Here is a 17,388-nt window from a genome sequence, read left to right as displayed (position 1 = left end):
CTCGTGATCAAAGCCCTAGCCAATGCTTGTGATACACAACAGCCCAAGGATGGACTTATTCTTCACACCGATTTAGGAACACAATATACGAGTGAAGCATTTGAACAATATGCTAAGTCTCAAGGCATTACACAGTCATTCAGCCGCAAAGGTTGTCCTTATGACAATGCTTGCATAGAATCATTCCACGCCATCCTAAAGAAGGAGGAAGTCAATCATGTTCAGTATCTTGATTACCAGTCTGCTAAACTCGCTTTGTTCCAATATATCGAAGGCTGGTATAATCGGAAACGAATTCACGGGAGTCTCGGATATAGGACACCTCAAGCGGTGGAAGATCAATTGAAATCAACGGCTTAGGCATACTATATCTTTCAGCTGAGATACATGGCAGAGCAAGACCTTGTCGGATTAGAGGCAAAACGGAGATACTCAAAACCGCCGACAAGTGACTTACAAAAAACTTAACTTTTTTGTGTCCAAGATATTGACTCAAGTCCACAGCAAGATGCCCTTTATATCCAAACCAAAATACGTTCTTACCTTCGCTATTTTTTTTGATTCCCCATTTAGGATCTATTGGAATAAGGGAACGAAGCTCATTAATAGATGCGTCTAATTGTGCTTCAATGGTTTTTTCGTACAAAGAAAGATTTGCTTCTTTATCGGCTTTTTCTTGTAGCCATTTTTCTTTTTCTTCTTTTGATTTGCGCCCGCGTTTTTTAGATGGAACTATTGAATCCTTTTCTTTAAATGGTGCATGATCCCTTGCTTCAATATGAGTTGCATCAATAGCTACGGTGTTATCATTAATAAAGCCTTCAGTAATCGCTTGAGTTAGAAGCGTTTCCTCTACACGTTCCATCACATTACTTTTAACAATTTTTTTAATCATTCTTGAATAGGAAGATTCCGAAGGAATCCAATCGGAAAATAAAAATCCGCAATCCAAACGAAATACAAAATCGTTTTTTAGCCGCTTTACAAGATCTTTTATGGTTGGGATGCGTTCAGTAATTCTAGCCACTAATGAGTAGATCATTCCAACATAATTGAGCTTTACAGGTGAACCAACTCGAGATCTTTTTGAAAGAACAGTTAAAATTGGTTCTATATCAATTGTTGAAAAAATTGCATCAAGCCGATGGGTAGGTTCTAAATCATATAATTCTTGTAGTCCAAATAGACCTCCTTGACGTATAATAGGCATAGGGAGTCACCTCCAATCTCTTAAAATTTGTTCGTACTTATTTAATTCGAGATTTTGGGGAGGTACTCCTTTTTTTTATACATTTAAACCCTTACGGGTTAAGGCTTTTCAAATATGAAATTGATTCTTTTGCATATTGCATTTAATTTTCCGTTATTTGATGTTATTTGTACTTTACTTATCGCAATTTACCCATTAGCTATTACATTCGTTTTCTTATCCTTTATAGATAAATGGTTTAGTGGGTACAGTTTGAAAGCCACAAAAGTGACTCAAAGCGTATATGTGCTTTGAGTCTTTTTAGTTCATAAAATATTATCTAAAAATTTAGAAATAAATTGTTCCTTTTTTGTTTTATCTGTTATATAATAACACTAACATAATGATCTATTGTAATATAACAAATATAACAGAGAGGAGATTATCAAAAATGACAAAGCTTCAAGTGATTGGAGAAATCAGTCCAGATTTTACACAAATTTTAACAGAGGAAGCACTTGATTTTGTTGAATTATTGGTGCAACAATTTGCAGCTAGAAGAGAAAAGCTTTTACGGAGAAGAGAAGAAAGACAGGAGCAAATTAACAATGGTGTAATGCCTGCATTTCTACCAGAAACAGAATCGATTCGTAATAGTGATTGGACGATTGCACTTGTACCAGATCATCTTCAAGATCGTCGGGTAGAAATTACTGGACCAGTTGATCGTAAAATGATGATCAATGCATTGAACTCAGGTGCGAATGTCTTTATGGCAGATTTTGAAGATGCCAATTCTCCCAGTTGGAATAACATGATACAAGGACAAGTGAATCTTCGAGATGCGATTAACCGTACGATCACGTATGACAGCCCAGATGGTAAACATTATCAATTAAACGAAAAAGTTGCTACGTTATTTGTTCGCCCAAGAGGATGGCACCTTGAAGAAAAACATGTATTATTCGATGGCAAACCGATCTCAGCTAGTTTATTTGATTTTGGTCTTTATTTTTTTCATAATGCCAAACAATTGATCGCTAATGGGAGTGGCCCCTATTTTTATCTACCTAAACTTGAGAGCCATTTAGAAGCACGTCTTTGGAATGATGTGTTCATTTTTTCACAACGAGAGTTGGGAATTCCGTTGGGAACGATCAAAGCAACTGTACTGATCGAAACGATTTTTGCTGCGTTTGAAATGGATGAAATCTTATATGAATTACGAGAACATTCTGCTGGTCTTAACTGTGGTAGATGGGATTATATTTTTAGCTTTATCAAGAAATTTCGCAACAAACCAGACTTTATTCTACCAGATCGTAGTGTTGTCACCATGACAGTTCCTTTTATGCGTTCCTATTCATTACTAGCTATTAAAACTAGCCACCGTCGTAATGCTCATGCCATCGGGGGAATGGCAGCCAATATTCCAGTGAAAGATAACCCTCAAATCAATGAAGATGCATTTGCGAAAGTTCGTATAGATAAAGAACGAGAGGCAAGAGATGGTCATGATGGAACATGGGTAGCCCATCCAGGATTAGTTCCAGTTGCACTAGAGGTGTTTAATCACTTCATGCCTCAACCTAATCAAATTGAAAAGAAATTAGAGGATATCCAAATCACAGCTGAAGATCTTCTTCAAGTGCCAGAAGGCCATATTACTGAACAGGGACTACGAACCAATATTAGTGTCGGTGTCCAATACCTTGAATCTTGGTTACGCGGAAAAGGGGCTGTCCCAATTTATCATTTGATGGAAGATGCTGCAACAGCAGAAATTTCCCGAGCACAGGTTTGGCAATGGCTTCACAATCCGAATGGAATCTTGCATGATGGAAGAAAAGTGAACGTGCAGTTGTTCGACCAATTCCTTGAAGAAGAATTAGAAAAAATTAAGATCATGGTTGGCCATGATCAATATGAAATAGGGAAATATCAGTTAGCAAGTGATTTGTTTAAACATTTATCACTAAGTCATGAATTTGTAGAATTTTTAACAATACCTGGTTATCATTACTTATAGAAAAGAGGATGGGAACAATGAGAAATCTGGAGGAAATCAATCAATTACAAAAAAGTTGGCAAGAAGATCCTAGATGGCAAGGAATAACAAGAACTTATACAGCGAAAGATGTGATTCGGTTAAGAGGATCAGTACAGATTGAATATACTTTAGCAAAACGAGGTGCGGAACGGTTATGGAATTTACTACATGCTAAAGATCATATTAAAGCTTTAGGAGCTTTAACGGGAAATCAGGCAGTACAACAGGTTAAAGCGGGTTTACAAGCGATTTATTTAAGTGGATGGCAAGTGGCTGCAGATGCCAACCTAAGCGGACAGATGTATCCTGACCAAAGTTTATATCCTGCGAATAGTGTACCCCATGTTGTAAAGCGAATCAATCAAGCTTTTCAAAGAGCAGATCAAATTTATCATTCGGAGGGAAAAGATGGGATTGATTGGTATGCTCCGATCGTTGCAGATGCAGAGTCAGGCTTTGGTGGCCATTTAAATGTCTTTGAATTAACAAAGGCGATGATAGAAGCAGGTGCTGCAGGTGTTCACCTTGAAGATCAATTATCATCTGAGAAGAAATGCGGTCACATGGGTGGCAAAGTCCTTGTTCCTACGCAAACGGCTATTCGTAATTTAATATCAGCGAGATTAGCTGCCGATATCATGGGGGTACCCACGGTGATTATAGCAAGGACAGATGCAAATGGAGCACAACTCATTACTAGTGACATCGATGATCAGGATCAGCATTTTATTACAGGGGAAAGAACAGAAGAAGGTTTTTACCGAATTACTGGTGGACTAGAGATGGCAATTGCTAGAGGATTAGCTTTTGCTCCTTATGCTGATTTAGTATGGGTAGAAACAGCTGAACCAAATGTTGAAGAGGCAAGGCGTTTTGCTGAGGCGATCCACGAAAAATATCCAAATAAGCTATTAGCTTATAATTGTTCCCCTTCATTTAATTGGAAAATGAAATTAGATGAAAAGACGATTGCCGAGTTCCAAGATGAGCTTGGGAAAATGGGTTATAAATTTCAATTTGTGACACTCGCAGGTTTCCACTCTTTAAATCATAGTATGTTTGAATTAGCACGAGATTATAGAGAACGAGGAATGGCTGCCTACTCAGATTTTCAACAAAAAGAATTCGAGAGCGAACGACATGGATACACCGCAACTCGTCATCAAAGGGAAGTTGGGGCAGGTTACTTTGATGAAGTAACAATGACTATTACTAGCGGAAAGGCATCAACAGCTGCTTTAAAAGGTTCAACAGAAGAAGCGCAATTTACGCTTTCAATATAACAAACCCCAGCCCCATACACCTCTACGGATATTTCCAGTAGAGGTTTTTTTGTGTTTAAAAATCTAATAGGTTCTATTTATTGTCTTATTATCATATTCATAAATTCTGTAAACATAAATCTAGCACTGCACCTCGTTACTATGAAAATGAGCTGAAAGGGTTGAAATAAATGACCGAACACGATCTCTATCTTTTTCATGAAGGGAACCTATTTCACAGTTATCAGTTATTAGGAGCTCACCGAAAAGAACAAGAAGGAAGAATAAGCGTTAGATTCTCTATTTGGGCACCACATGCAAGAGCTGTAAGTGTAGTTGGGGATTTTAACCAATGGAATGGGAACGCTCATCGAATGAAGAGGGTGAAAGACACAGGTATCTGGGAATTGTTTATTCCAGAGCTAGGGGAAGGTACATTATACAAATACGAGATTAAAACGGATCAAGGGAAAACCCTTCTTAAAGCAGATCCCTATGCTTTTTATTCAGAATTACGACCCAATACTGCATCTATTATTTATGATTTGCATGGCTATATATGGCATGATCAAGATTGGCAAACTCAAATAAAAAGTGTGTACAACAATCCCCTTAATATTTATGAGGTACACTTTGGATCTTGGAAAAAAAAAAGGATGGCAGTTTTTATACCTATCGAGAATTAGCAAATGAATTGATATCTTATGTAGTTGATATGGGCTATACCCATATTGAAATTTTACCACTGAATGAGCACCCATTTGATCGCTCATGGGGCTATCAAGGAACCGGTTATTACTCTATCACGAGTCGATTTGGTACACCTCATGATTTTATGTATTTTGTAGATCAGTGTCATCAAAAAGGAATTGGGGTGATCCTTGATTGGGTGCCAGGTCATTTTTGCAAAGATGAACATGGACTTATGAGATTTGATGGAACCCCCTTATATGAGTATGAAAATCCTAATAGAGCAGAAAAAACGGATTGGGGGACTTTAGGCTTTGACCTTGGAAAACCTGAAGTACAAAGCTTTCTGATCTCAAATGCAATATTTTTGCTGGACATCTTTCATATTGATGGACTAAGAGTTGATGCTGTAGCTAGTATGCTCTATTTGGATTTTGGTAAAAGAGATGGGGAATGGGAACCAAACCAATATGGAGGAAGAGAAAATCTGGAAGCTATAGCTTTTTTAAAAAAGCTGAATGAAGTTGTGTTTCGTTATTATCCAAATGCATTGATGATTGCTGAAGAATCGACTTCCTGGCCATTAGTGACCTCACCAACCTATCTTGGTGGATTAGGGTTTAACTTTAAATGGAATATGGGTTGGATGAATGACATGCTAAAGTATATGGAACTTGATCCTATTTATCGTAAGTACCATCATCATTTATTAACCTTCTCATTTTTTTATACCTTTTCAGAAAATTTTGTTCTTCCTTTATCACACGACGAAGTGGTACATGGGAAAAGATCTATGCTGAATAAAATATTTGGCGATTATTGGCAGAAATTTGCAGGATTAAGATTGTTTTATGGCTATATGATCGCTCATCCTGGGAAAAAGCTTCTCTTTATGGGGGGTGAACTAGGTCAGTTTGATGAGTGGAAAGATGAAACTGAAGTGGATTGGAATCTAATTGACTACGATCTACATTGTAAATTAAAGCAATATGTAAAAGATTTAAACCATTTTTACAAAGAAGAACCAATCCTTTGGCAGCTTGATCATCATCCAATGGGTTTTGAGTGGATTGATCCCCATGATACCAATCAAAGTATCATTACCTTTATGCGTAAAGATCAAGCTCAAATTGAATTGATCATTGTTTGTAATTTTACACCATCCTATTATGATCATTACCGAATTGGAGTTCCACATCTCGGTGAGTATGTTGAGGTATGGAATAGTGATGATGATAAATATGGTGGCTCTGGTAAGGGTAATTTTAAACCTATACAGGCAGTAAAAGAAAAGTGGCATAACCAACCTTATCATTTAGTGATAAAAATTCCACCACTGGCAACAGTGATGTTTAAACGAATAAATTTGGAAGGGAAAAGGGGAATGAATGATGCGAAAAAAAGAGTGTATTGCAATGCTTCTAGCCGGGGGCGAAGGAAAAAGATTAGGACTATTAACAAAAAATCTGGCCAAACCTGCCGTTTTGTTTGGAGGTAAATATCGCATCATTGATTTTGCTTTAAGTAATTGTGCAAACTCTGGAATCGATACAGTTGGTGTGCTTACCCAATATGAACCCCTCGTATTACATTCCTATATTGGAATCGGAAGTTCATGGGATCTGGATCGGAGAGATGGTGGGGTTACAGTGCTTCCACCTTATATGGAAAAGAATGGAGCTAAGTGGTATAAAGGGACAGCTAATTCTATCTATCAAAATATAGCCTATATTGATCAATTTCAATCTGAATATGTTCTCATTCTTTCCGGTGACCATATCTACAAAATGAATTACCAACATATGTTAAAGAATCATATTGAAAAAGGTGCAGATGCAACGATTGCCGTAATCGAAGTACCTTGGGACGAAGCAAGTCGATTTGGCATTATGAATACAGATAGGCAACTAAGGATTACAGAATTTGAAGAAAAACCACAAGTTCCCAAAAATAATTTAGCCTCTATGGGCATTTATATTTTCAATTGGAATGTATTGAAAGAAGCTTTATTAAAAGATGAACAGCTCCATGGTTCTACTCATGATTTTGGTAAAGATGTGATTCCAATGATGCTTAAAGAAGGTCGGAAGATGTTTGCATATCCTTATAAAGGGTATTGGCGGGATGTTGGAACCATCGAGAGTTTGTGGAAGGCTAATATGGATTTGATTAAGGATCAACCCGAACTAGATTTATACGATTACCAATGGCGAATTTATTCAGTCAATTCTTACCAACCCCCTCAATATATTGCTCCAAACGCTCAAGTCCATTGTTCCCTAATCAATGAAGGTTGTTCAATTTATGGTCAGATCGAACATTCTGTACTTTTTCATGGTGTTCAGGTGGGGAAAGGAAGTATCATCAAAGACTCAGTGATCATGCCAAATGTGATCATTGAGGGCAATGTAGTGATTCAAAAGTCAATTATTGGTGAAGGAACGATCATTAAAGCAGGCTCCAACATTGGAACGATAAACGGTGACATTACCTTAATTGAGGAACAAACGATTATTTATAATAAAATAAATGAAAAACTGGTAAGTTCCAACTATTAAGTGAAAGAAGGAGAAATAAGAATGGAAAATGTCATGGGAGTTATTAACTTAGTTGACGAAAAAGAAGGGTTAAAAGAACTTACCTTACATCGCCATTTATCTGCAGTGCCTTTTGGTGGGCGCTATCGTCTCATTGATTTTCCTTTATCTAATATGGTTAATTCGGGAATAAATGATGTAGCTATATTTACAAAGGGCAAGTATCGCGCACTCATGGACCATTTAGGAAAAGGAAAGGACTGGGATTTAGATCGAAATCGGGGTGGCTTATATCTGCTGCCACCCTTTAATCAATTATCAGATCAGTTGAAGGGAGATTTACAATATTTTTACGAACACTTAGATTACTTTTATCGTGGAAAGCAAGACTACGTCTTGCTTTCCAATGGCCATCTTATTTTTAATATGGATTATCGTTCTGCATTTGAATTTCATCAAAAAGTAGGAGCAGATATAACGATTCTGTATAAAGAAATAGAAAATGAGATCGACGAATTTAAGAATTGCAGAAGGATTCAAGTCAATGAACAGAACCGCCTACTTTCCTTTGAACCCTCTAATAAAGTATTTATGGAAGTAATAATCCTAGAAAAATCCCTTCTTTTAGACCTTATTAAATCTAACATAGAGAAAGGGCTTTACCATCTAATAATTGATGGAATTGGCCGAAATTTATCTCAATTACAGGTATATGGTTATCCTTATCAAGGATATTTAGCAAATATTGATTCAATTCAGACCTACCATCAACGTAATATGGATCTATTAAATCCACAGTTATGGAAAAGTCTGTTCTTTGAACCGCATCAAATTAGTACAAAAGTAAAAAATGAACCTCCAACCAAATACCTTAGAGAGTCTAACGTAACTAATACGATCGTCGCCAATGGTTGTGTCATTGAAGGAACAATTGAAAATAGCATTTTGTTTAGAGGTGTAAAAGTTCATAAAGGCGCTCAGATCAAAAATAGTATTATTCTACAAAAGTGTGAAATTGGCGAAAATGCTAGGTTAGAAAATGTTATTTTGGACAAAGAAGTAAGGGTAACAATGGGGCAACATTTAAAAGGAAACGTGGAATCTCCAATCGTGGTTGGAAAAAGGATGACCGTTTAAAGAAGAAAGGTTGATAAAGATGAAGGTATTATTTATCGCTTCCGAATGTGTTCCCTTTATTAAAACAGGTGGTTTGGCAGATGTAATCGGCTCCCTCCCTAAAGAACTAAGAAAACTAGGAATAGATGCAAGGGTAATCCTACCAAAATATAAGGCAATTCCTAATCATTACAGAGAAAAAATGATCCATCTTACTCATTTTAATCTTCAATTAGGATGGCGAAATCTTTATTGTGGAATTGAACATCTTGAAGAGGATGGCGTTCCTTTTTATTTTATTGATAACCAGAATTATTTTTACCGTGAGAGCATATATGGATATGGTGATTCCTTTGATGAAGCAGAACGATTTACTTTTTTTAGTCAAGCTGTTTTAGAATCTTTACCATACCTTCAATTTCAACCTGAGATTTTACATCTCAACGATTGGCAAACTGCGTTAATTCCTTTATTTTTAAAAACTCACTATGTAAACCATGATGATTACATGAAGATTCGTACGATATTTACCATCCACAATTTAAAATATCAAGGAATTTTTCAACAGGATATCTTAAAAGATTTATTGGATATTGATCCATCAGACCCTGAATTTAGCGTTGATGGAATTGAATATTACGGAAGAGTAAACTTTATGAAGGCTGGCCTTAATTATGCCAATTTGATTACTACCGTTAGTGAAACCTATGCAAAAGAAATTCAATATCCTTTTTTTGGCGAGGGGCTAGATGGACTTTTGCGAAATAGAAACCAGGATCTATATGGCATCATCAATGGAATAGATGTAGAGCGTTTCCCTCGACAACAAAGCAAACAAGAAAACAAAGTCAAATTACAAGAGATGTTACGTTTACCTACAGATCCCCATATTCCAATGATTTCACTCATTTCTAGACTTGTCTCTCAAAAAGGGATAGACCTAGTCGTCCATGTTTTGGATGAAATACTTCAACAGAATCTCCAGTTTGTCGTATTAGGCACAGGGGAGCAGAAATACGAGCAAATCTTTCTCGAAGCTTCCAACCGTTACCCTAAAAAACTTTCTGTCCATATTACCTTTGATGAACCCTTTTCTCATATGATTTATGCCGCATCCGATTTATTTTTAATGCCTTCATTATTCGAACCTTGTGGCTTAAGCCAACTCATTGCTCTTCATTATGGTGCGATACCCATTGTAAGGGAAACTGGTGGACTTAAAGATACTGTTCAATCCTTTAATGAATATAATGGGGAGGGAAACGGTTTTAGCTTTACCCATTATAATGCTCACGATATGCTTTATACCATTAAACGAGCTCTTTCTATTTATCATCAACCACCACTTTGGAATAAGATTAAAGAGAACATAAAGGCTTCTGATTTCACTTGGAAGAAGTCGGCAGAAGAATATGTAAGTTTATATCAACTTGTGCTTCAGAGATAGGGGTTGAAAAAATGTTTACAAATAAAGAGGTCTTTAAGCATGCATTTCTGGAAAGATTAGAAAACATGCATGGCAAAACCTTAGAAGATGCAACTGATTCGGATAAATATAAAACATTAGGTAGTATGGTTCGAGAATATATTAGTAAAAACTTGATCGCAACAAATACACAATATAGGGAAAAATGTGATAAACAAGTTTACTATTTTTCTATGGAATTCTTAATCGGGAAACTTCTAAAGAGCAATTTAATACATTTAGGAATTCGTGAAGTTTGTAAACAAGGACTTGAGGAATTAGACATTGACCTAGAAACTTTAGAAAAAGAAGAACCTGAGCCAGGATTAGGAAATGGAGGACTAGGAAGACTAGCCGCTGATTTCTTAGACTCCTTAGCATCACTACAATTACCTGGTCATGGTTGTGGAATCCGTTATCAATATGGCCTATTTGAACAAAAAATCGTAGATGGGTATCAAGTAGAATTACCTGATTTTTGGTTACGGGAAGGAAATGTTTGGGAAATACGCAAGTTTGACAGAGCAGTAGAAGTCCGGTTTGGAGGAAAGGTTTGGGCTGAAGAAAAAGACGGAAGACTTATTTTTCACCATCAACAATATGAACCTGTCCTAGCAGTTCCATATGACATTCCTATTGTTGGCTATAATAATAATACAGTGAACACATTACGATTATGGAGTGCTGAATCAGCAATTAAAGATTTTGATTTTCACTTACTCAATCACAAAGACTATCATAAAATGATTGATTACAAGCGATCAACAGAAGCGATCTCTGAATACCTTTATCCTGATGATACCTTTGTTGAAGGGAAAATTCTTCGTTTAAAACAACAATATTTTATGGTCTCCGCTGGAATACAAAGTATTATTCGTAGATTTAAAAATAAGCATCATCATTTAGTAGATCTACCCAATAAGATTGCCATCCATATTAATGACACGCATCCAGTTCTTGCCATTCCAGAATTGATGAGAATTCTGATGGATGGTGAAGGACTAGGTTGGGATGAAGCATGGCATATCACCACAAATACGATCTCTTATACCAATCATACAACCCTTTCTGAAGCATTAGAAAAATGGCCGATTGAGCTTTTTAAAACTTTGTTACCAAGAATCTATATGATTATTGAAGAAATCAACCAGCGCTATTGTCATGAGCTATGGAACAAGTATCCCGAAGATTGGGAAAGAATTCATCAAATGGCGATCCTTGCTGACGGTTTTGTAAAGATGGGCCATCTCGCAATTGTAGGCAGCTATAGCGTAAATGGGGTTTCGAAGGTTCATACAGAGATATTAAAAAAACAAGTAATGGACAAATTTTATCATCATACACCTTACAAATTTAATAATAAGACAAACGGGATTTCCCATCGTCGATGGCTACTAATCGCTAATCCCTTCTTAGCAGAATCCATTACGAAACGAATAGGACGTAGTTGGATTGAACATCCTACTGATTTAATTTATCTTCTTCGTTTCGTATTAGATGAGTCTTTTCAAGAACAAGTTTTTTCTATCAAACAAAGGAACAAACAACACCTAGCCAATTGGATTAAAGAAAAATCTGGATTAGTTGTCGATCCTACCTCTATCTTTGATGTGCAGATCAAACGAATGCATGCGTATAAACGCCAACTCCTTAATATCTTTCATGTCATTGACCTATACAATCGCTTACAAGAAAATCCTAACCTTTCTATACACCCTAGGACATTTATCTTTGGAGGAAAAGCAGCTCCAAGCTATCATTTAGCTAAAAACGTAATTAAATTGATCAATAGTGTGGCAGATGTGGTGAATCAAGATCGAAGGGTGAACGATAAAATCAAGGTGGTTTTTCTTGAAAACTATGGTGTATCTTTAGCAGAAAAAGTGATTCCTGCTGCAGATATCAGTGAACAAATTTCAACAGCGAGTAAAGAAGCTTCAGGAACAGGGAATATGAAGTTTATGATGAATGGGGCCATTACTCTTGGCACGTATGACGGAGCCAACATAGAGATGAAGGAAGAAGTAGGTGATGAGAATATTTTTATGTTTGGGTTGAAGCCAAATGATGTCTTACGTCATTATCAATTTAGAGACTATCAGGCCCGTGATTTATATAATCAGGATCAGCGGATTCGTACCATTTTTGAGCAAATGATCAATGGATTTTTTGCAAAAGGAGATGTAGACTTTAAACCCATTTATTACAGCCTACTTGATCATGATGAATTTTTTGTCTTAAAAGATTTTTCTTCCTATGCCGAAATACAAAAAAAGATAGATCAGGCATATAAAAGTAGAAGCAGTTGGATGAAAAAAAGTATCATCAATATCGCTCACTCAGGTAAATTCGCATCTGATCGAACCATTTCTGAATACTCCTCAGGAATTTGGGGAATCCATCGGGTCATGATTCGACCATAGCTAGATAGGAAGACTGGGGGTGAAACCTTGGCAGAAGAATGGATCTATCATCATTCTTATCATCCATCTTATCGGAAACCATTTGGTGCTGTAGCTTGTAACAAAGAAATTATTTTGCATTTGAGGATCAATAGTTCTGTAAAACCTGATGAAGTAATCCTTTACGTTTGGCAAGAATCAGAAAAAAAAATGAAGGTACAATTGATGAACCTTATTCAGACGAATGCAAATAATCGATGGTATCAAGGAAAAATAAAAACACCTGAACAACCTGGACTTCTTTGGTACCATTTTCGCGTTTTAGTAGAAGGGAAAACTTTTTATTATGGAAATAATAAAAACCATTACGGGGGAATCGGGGAAATCACTCAGGAGATTCCGCCAGCGTATCAGATCACGGTCTATTCCCAAAAGTTTGTTCCACCACAATGGTTTAAAGAAGCGATCATCTACCAAATATTTGTCGATCGTTTTTGTAATGGCCATCCAGAAGGGAAAATTCTAAACCCTAAAAAGAATAGCTTAATTCATTCTCATTGGGAAAATACCCCGATCTATATCAAGGATGAAAAAGGGAAAGTAGTGAGGTGGGATTTTTTTGGCGGAAACTTGTTAGGGGTTAAGAAAAAACTACCTTACTTAAATCAATTAGGTATCAATGTTATCTATTTCAATCCAATTTTTGAATCCCCAAGTAACCACAAATACGATACTGGAGATTACCATAAGATCGATCCAATGTATGGAGATTTAGAAGACTTTCAGCAACTATGTGAAGAAGCTAAACAAATGGGCATCTCAATCATTTTAGATGGGGTATTTAGTCATACAGGAAGTGACAGCCTCTATTTTAATAAAAAAGGGAATTATCCTTCTTTGGGAGCCTATCAATCCAAAGATTCTCCCTACTACTCATGGTATCGTTTTAAAGAGTATCCTCATTCTTATGAAAGCTGGTGGGGTATTGAAGTTCTTCCCAATGTGAATGAATTAGACCCTTCCTATTTAAATTTCATCATTGATGATCAAAATAGTGTTTTAAAATACTGGCAACGTATGGGAATAAAAGGGTGGCGTTTAGATGTTGCCGATGAACTTCCAGATGAATTTATTCAACATTTTTATCAAACAATGAAAGAAATTGACCCTGACTCTGTGTTAATTGGCGAAGTGTGGGAAGATGCAGCAAATAAAATTAGTTATGAAAAAAGACGTCAATACCTTTATGGAGAGGAATTAGATTCTGTTACCAATTATCCTCTAAGAAACATCATGATTCAATTTATATTAGGCTTAAAAGATTCACAACAGACGAAACAAGCTTTAATGAGCTTATATGAAAACTATCCCATACACCATTTCTATAGTTTAATGAATATCATTGGCAGTCATGATACCCCACGAATCCTCACTCTGCTGCAAGATCACTTACCAGCAAATCTTTCTATTTCTGAAAAAAAAGAATTAGCGATTAAACGATTAAAGCTTATCTCCTTATGGCAAATAACCTTTCCTGGTGTGCCAACTATTCTATATGGAGACGAGGTAGGCTTAGAGGGAAGAGAAGAGCCAATAAATCGAGCCACCTACCCGTGGGGAAAAGAAAACGTTGGACTACTTAGATGGTATCAAACTATTACCCAATATCGTCATCAATATGACGTATTTAAGACAGGTCAATGGACACCGATCTACCAAAATCCTGACGTATTCGGTTATCTTCGATTCTTTGAAAATGGTAAAGATGTATTTGGTGAGGGGAAGGGGAATGGGCATCAGTTAGCGATAGTTATCTTTAACCAAAACCTTTTCGAAATCAGAGATATCAAAATCAATTTGGCTTCTTTCGTTGATCCTTCTACTTGTTCTGAGCAAAACTCTTGGTTGGCCTGTTCTCTCTATGACCTATTGCAAGGGCAAGAGATTAAGATTGATGATGGCATCATACATCTCTCTTTACAACCATTAAAGGGTAAAGTACTCATTCAAAGTAAATAATATTAAGAAATAACATTGAATGAATGAGGGATGAGTATGCCAGAACTACCAGAAATGGAAACCTATAAAAGATTGCTTACAGAAAAAATCATCGGAAAACCAATTACCAATGTCGAAGTGAATCGGGCCAAATCCATTAATATACCCGTTGTGAAGTTTATCGAAGAGGTAAAAGGGAAACAGGTGATTAGAATTGAACGGAGTGCTAAACATCTCCTATTCCATTTAAACGATAACAAAGTTCTTCTATTACACCTTATGTTAGGAGGATGGATGTTTTATGGAACAGAAGCAGAAAAACCGAAAAGAACTATTCAGGTACGTCTTTCCTTTGGAGATCATCATCTTTATTTTATTGGCCTAAGATTAGGGTATTTACACCTATTAAATTTTGAGGAGGCTAATCAAGTCTTACAAAAATTAGGACCTGAACCTTTAGCCTCTGATTTTACAGAGGCTAAGTTTCTTCAACATATTGAAAAAAAGAGAGGTATCTTAAAAACTTCATTAGTGGATCAACACTTTATCTCTGGTATCGGAAATTGCTATTCTGATGAAATTTGCTTTTCAGCAGAAATCAAGCCTATGAGACAGATACAAGACCTTTCAATAGAAGAAAGATCAAAGCTATTCAAAGGAATACGTGAAGTATTACAAGAAGCGATCGCTTATGGAGGGTATATGGAAAATCCCCTTTACGTTGGCGATCAAATCACAGGACAATTTGATCCAAGATGTAAAGTATACGATCGGGAAGAAGAGCCGTGTGTTCGCTGTGGGAATCCAATCCTTAGAGAAGAAGTCTCTTCAAGAAAAACATTCTTTTGTAACGTTTGCCAGCACTAATTTAACACACAAAGGTTATATTTGGTCAAAAAAAAAGTCTCTCTGTTGTAAGAGAGACTTTCGCTTCTGATATTTTCTATATTCTATAAGAATTATAGCTTAATAACGTTAGCAGCTTGAGGACCACGGTTACCTTCAACGATATCAAATGTAACTTTTTGTCCTTCTTCTAATGTTTTGAAACCGTCACCTTGAATTGCTGAGAAGTGAACGAATACATCGTCTCCGCCATCAACTTCGATGAATCCAAAACCTTTTTCTGAATTAAACCATTTTACTTTACCTTGCATTGTGAAACCTCCTAAGTCTTCCTTATACACATTGTATAAAATTAATTTAACCACGTTCTCAAAAAATATTTTGGAAAAACAAAAAATCGTAATTCATAAAAGCGTAGGAATCGTAAAAAAATTCGCTCCGCTTCTAATGAAGTTACGATTTATTACTCAATCCTAAACTATTCTTTTAAGTTCAATGGTCAATTTAAATTATATACTAAAAAGTTCCTGTTGTAAAATATTTTTAGAAAAATTTTTTTATGATTCTATAAATAATTAAACACTGGATTTCAATCAGAAAAAAGGGTAAACTTTCCAATAGTGAAAGGAGTTTTTTTACGATGCAGAAAGTGAACTTAATAGCTACCTCCACCTTTGGACTTGAAGCTGTTGTAGCAGACGAAGTCAAAAAGTTAGGATATGAAGTCAAAGTAGATAATGGCAAGGTTGAATTTACCACCGATTTATCAGCAATAGCTAAGACTAATCTTTGGTTGCGTACCTCCGATCGTATCCGATTAAAGATCGGTGAATTTAAAGTAACGACATTTGAAGAATTGTTTGAGAAAACAAAGTCTCTTCCTTGGGCGGATTGGATTCCGAAAAACGGACAATTTCCTGTTGAAGGAAAATCTGTAAAATCCAAACTCTTTAGTGTGCCAGATGTACAAGCCATCACTAAAAAAGCAATCGTTGAAAGCCTGAAAAAAACATATAAAGTGGAGTGGTTTGAGGAAAATGGGCCTATATTTAAGGTGGAAGTTGCCTTATTAAAGGATATTGCAACCCTAACGATCGATACGTCTGGTCCTGGATTGCATAAAAGAGGATATCGAGATTGGATTGGAGCAGCACCATTGAAAGAAACCATGGCTGCCGCATTGATCCAAATTACAAAATGGAATCCTGATTTACCCTTAATTGACCCCTTTTGCGGGTCAGGTACCATTCCTATTGAAGCAGCTTTAATTGGTCAGAATATTGCCCCAGGTATGAATCGTGAATTTGTTTCAGAAAGCTGGCCTATTATTCCCCGAGACATCTGGCGGCAAGCTAGGGCAGAAACCCATGATTTGGCACAATATGATCGCCCTTTAGAGATTCTCGGTAGCGATATAGATGGGAAAATTTTGAAAGTGGCTAAAAGAAATGCATATGAAGCAGGAGTAGATGAACAGATTCATTTTCAGCGCATGGATGTAAGACAAATAATGAGTGAGCAAAAATATGGAGCCATTATCTGCAATCCTCCTTATGGGGAGCGTTTAAGTGATCGGCGAGAAGTTGAGCAATTATACATAGACATGGGGAGAGTTTTTACTAAACTGGATACATGGTCCTATTATATCTTGACTTCCTATGAAAAGTTTGAAACGTTGTTTGGAAAGCCCGCAACGAAAAAAAGAAAACTATACAATGGGAATTTAAAAGTTGACTATTATCAGTACTTTGGCCCACGTCCACGAAAGAAAAAAGATTCTGATGGGGAATCAAACCACGTATAATCGTGATTATTGTATAATGTAAGAGTACA

The 17,388-nt window shown here is 36.4% G+C and carries 11 protein-coding genes and 2 pseudogenes; 11 read left to right on the top strand and 2 right to left on the bottom strand.

Annotated elements, in window-relative coordinates:
• Window positions 1-360 (top strand): integrase core domain-containing protein (locus TEPIDINF_RS04605; protein ID WP_421691428.1); only part of this gene is annotated, 360 nt, incomplete at its 5' end.
• Window positions 361-382: 22 nt separating this feature from the next.
• On the opposite strand, the pseudogene TEPIDINF_RS04600 reads toward TEPIDINF_RS04605, so the two are convergent.
• A pseudogene (locus TEPIDINF_RS04600) lies at window positions 383-1,210 on the bottom strand (transposase); the annotation flags it as partial.
• A 430-nt stretch (window positions 1,211-1,640) separates the two neighbouring features.
• On the opposite strand from TEPIDINF_RS04600, the gene aceB reads away from it, so the two are divergent.
• From aceB to mutM, 9 genes and pseudogenes are all read left to right on the top strand, one after another.
• The gene (aceB, locus tag TEPIDINF_RS04595; RefSeq protein ID WP_421691427.1) at window positions 1,641-3,218 is read left to right on the top strand and encodes a malate synthase A; all 1,578 of its coding nucleotides are present in this window, start codon (window positions 1,641-1,643) and stop codon (window positions 3,216-3,218) included.
• Between the two features lie 17 nt (window positions 3,219-3,235).
• Complete coding sequence (aceA, locus tag TEPIDINF_RS04590; protein ID WP_068724200.1) at window positions 3,236-4,522, top strand: isocitrate lyase; 1,287 nt, start codon at window positions 3,236-3,238, stop codon at window positions 4,520-4,522.
• A 170-nt stretch (window positions 4,523-4,692) separates the two neighbouring features.
• Window positions 4,693-6,689: pseudogene (gene glgB / locus TEPIDINF_RS04585) on the top strand (1,4-alpha-glucan branching protein GlgB).
• The gene (locus TEPIDINF_RS04580; protein ID WP_069800107.1) at window positions 6,583-7,749 is read left to right on the top strand and encodes a glucose-1-phosphate adenylyltransferase; all 1,167 of its coding nucleotides are present in this window, start codon (window positions 6,583-6,585) and stop codon (window positions 7,747-7,749) included. The pseudogene glgB and the gene TEPIDINF_RS04580 overlap by 107 nt, the downstream one beginning before the upstream one ends.
• A 21-nt stretch (window positions 7,750-7,770) precedes the next feature.
• Window positions 7,771-8,865, top strand: coding sequence for a glucose-1-phosphate adenylyltransferase subunit GlgD (gene glgD / locus TEPIDINF_RS04575; RefSeq protein WP_069800105.1), 1,095 nt, complete (start codon window positions 7,771-7,773; stop codon window positions 8,863-8,865).
• A gap of 19 nt (window positions 8,866-8,884) precedes the next feature.
• The gene (glgA, locus tag TEPIDINF_RS04570; protein WP_069800103.1) at window positions 8,885-10,291 is read left to right on the top strand and encodes a glycogen synthase GlgA; all 1,407 of its coding nucleotides are present in this window, start codon (window positions 8,885-8,887) and stop codon (window positions 10,289-10,291) included.
• Window positions 10,292-10,302: 11 nt separating this feature from the next.
• Entirely contained in the window at window positions 10,303-12,732 is a 2,430-nt protein-coding gene (locus TEPIDINF_RS04565) for a glycogen/starch/alpha-glucan phosphorylase (protein WP_069800102.1), read from the top strand.
• A 27-nt stretch (window positions 12,733-12,759) separates the two neighbouring features.
• The gene (locus TEPIDINF_RS04560) at window positions 12,760-14,730 is read left to right on the top strand and encodes a glycoside hydrolase family 13 protein (RefSeq protein WP_069800100.1); all 1,971 of its coding nucleotides are present in this window, start codon (window positions 12,760-12,762) and stop codon (window positions 14,728-14,730) included.
• Window positions 14,731-14,766: 36 nt separating this feature from the next.
• Complete coding sequence (gene mutM / locus TEPIDINF_RS04555) at window positions 14,767-15,576, top strand: bifunctional DNA-formamidopyrimidine glycosylase/DNA-(apurinic or apyrimidinic site) lyase (protein ID WP_069800098.1); 810 nt, start codon at window positions 14,767-14,769, stop codon at window positions 15,574-15,576.
• Window positions 15,577-15,668: 92 nt separating this feature from the next.
• Here the strand turns inward: mutM and cspD are convergent, their stop codons facing one another.
• Entirely contained in the window at window positions 15,669-15,866 is a 198-nt protein-coding gene (gene cspD, locus TEPIDINF_RS04550; RefSeq protein WP_068724189.1) for a cold-shock protein CspD, read from the bottom strand.
• 329 nt (window positions 15,867-16,195) lie between these two features.
• Here cspD and TEPIDINF_RS04545 point away from each other — a divergent pair, with 329 nt between their 5' ends.
• Complete coding sequence (locus tag TEPIDINF_RS04545; RefSeq protein ID WP_421691426.1) at window positions 16,196-17,359, top strand: THUMP domain-containing class I SAM-dependent RNA methyltransferase; 1,164 nt, start codon at window positions 16,196-16,198, stop codon at window positions 17,357-17,359.
• Window positions 17,360-17,388 lie beyond the last annotated feature (29 nt).

Origin of the sequence: Tepidibacillus infernus (genome assembly GCF_048898065.1) — a bacterium.
GTDB lineage: Bacteria > Bacillota > Bacilli > Tepidibacillales > Tepidibacillaceae > Tepidibacillus_B > Tepidibacillus_B infernus.
Note: the sequence above shows the minus strand (reverse complement) of the source record. Positions and strands in the feature narration are given on the sequence as shown.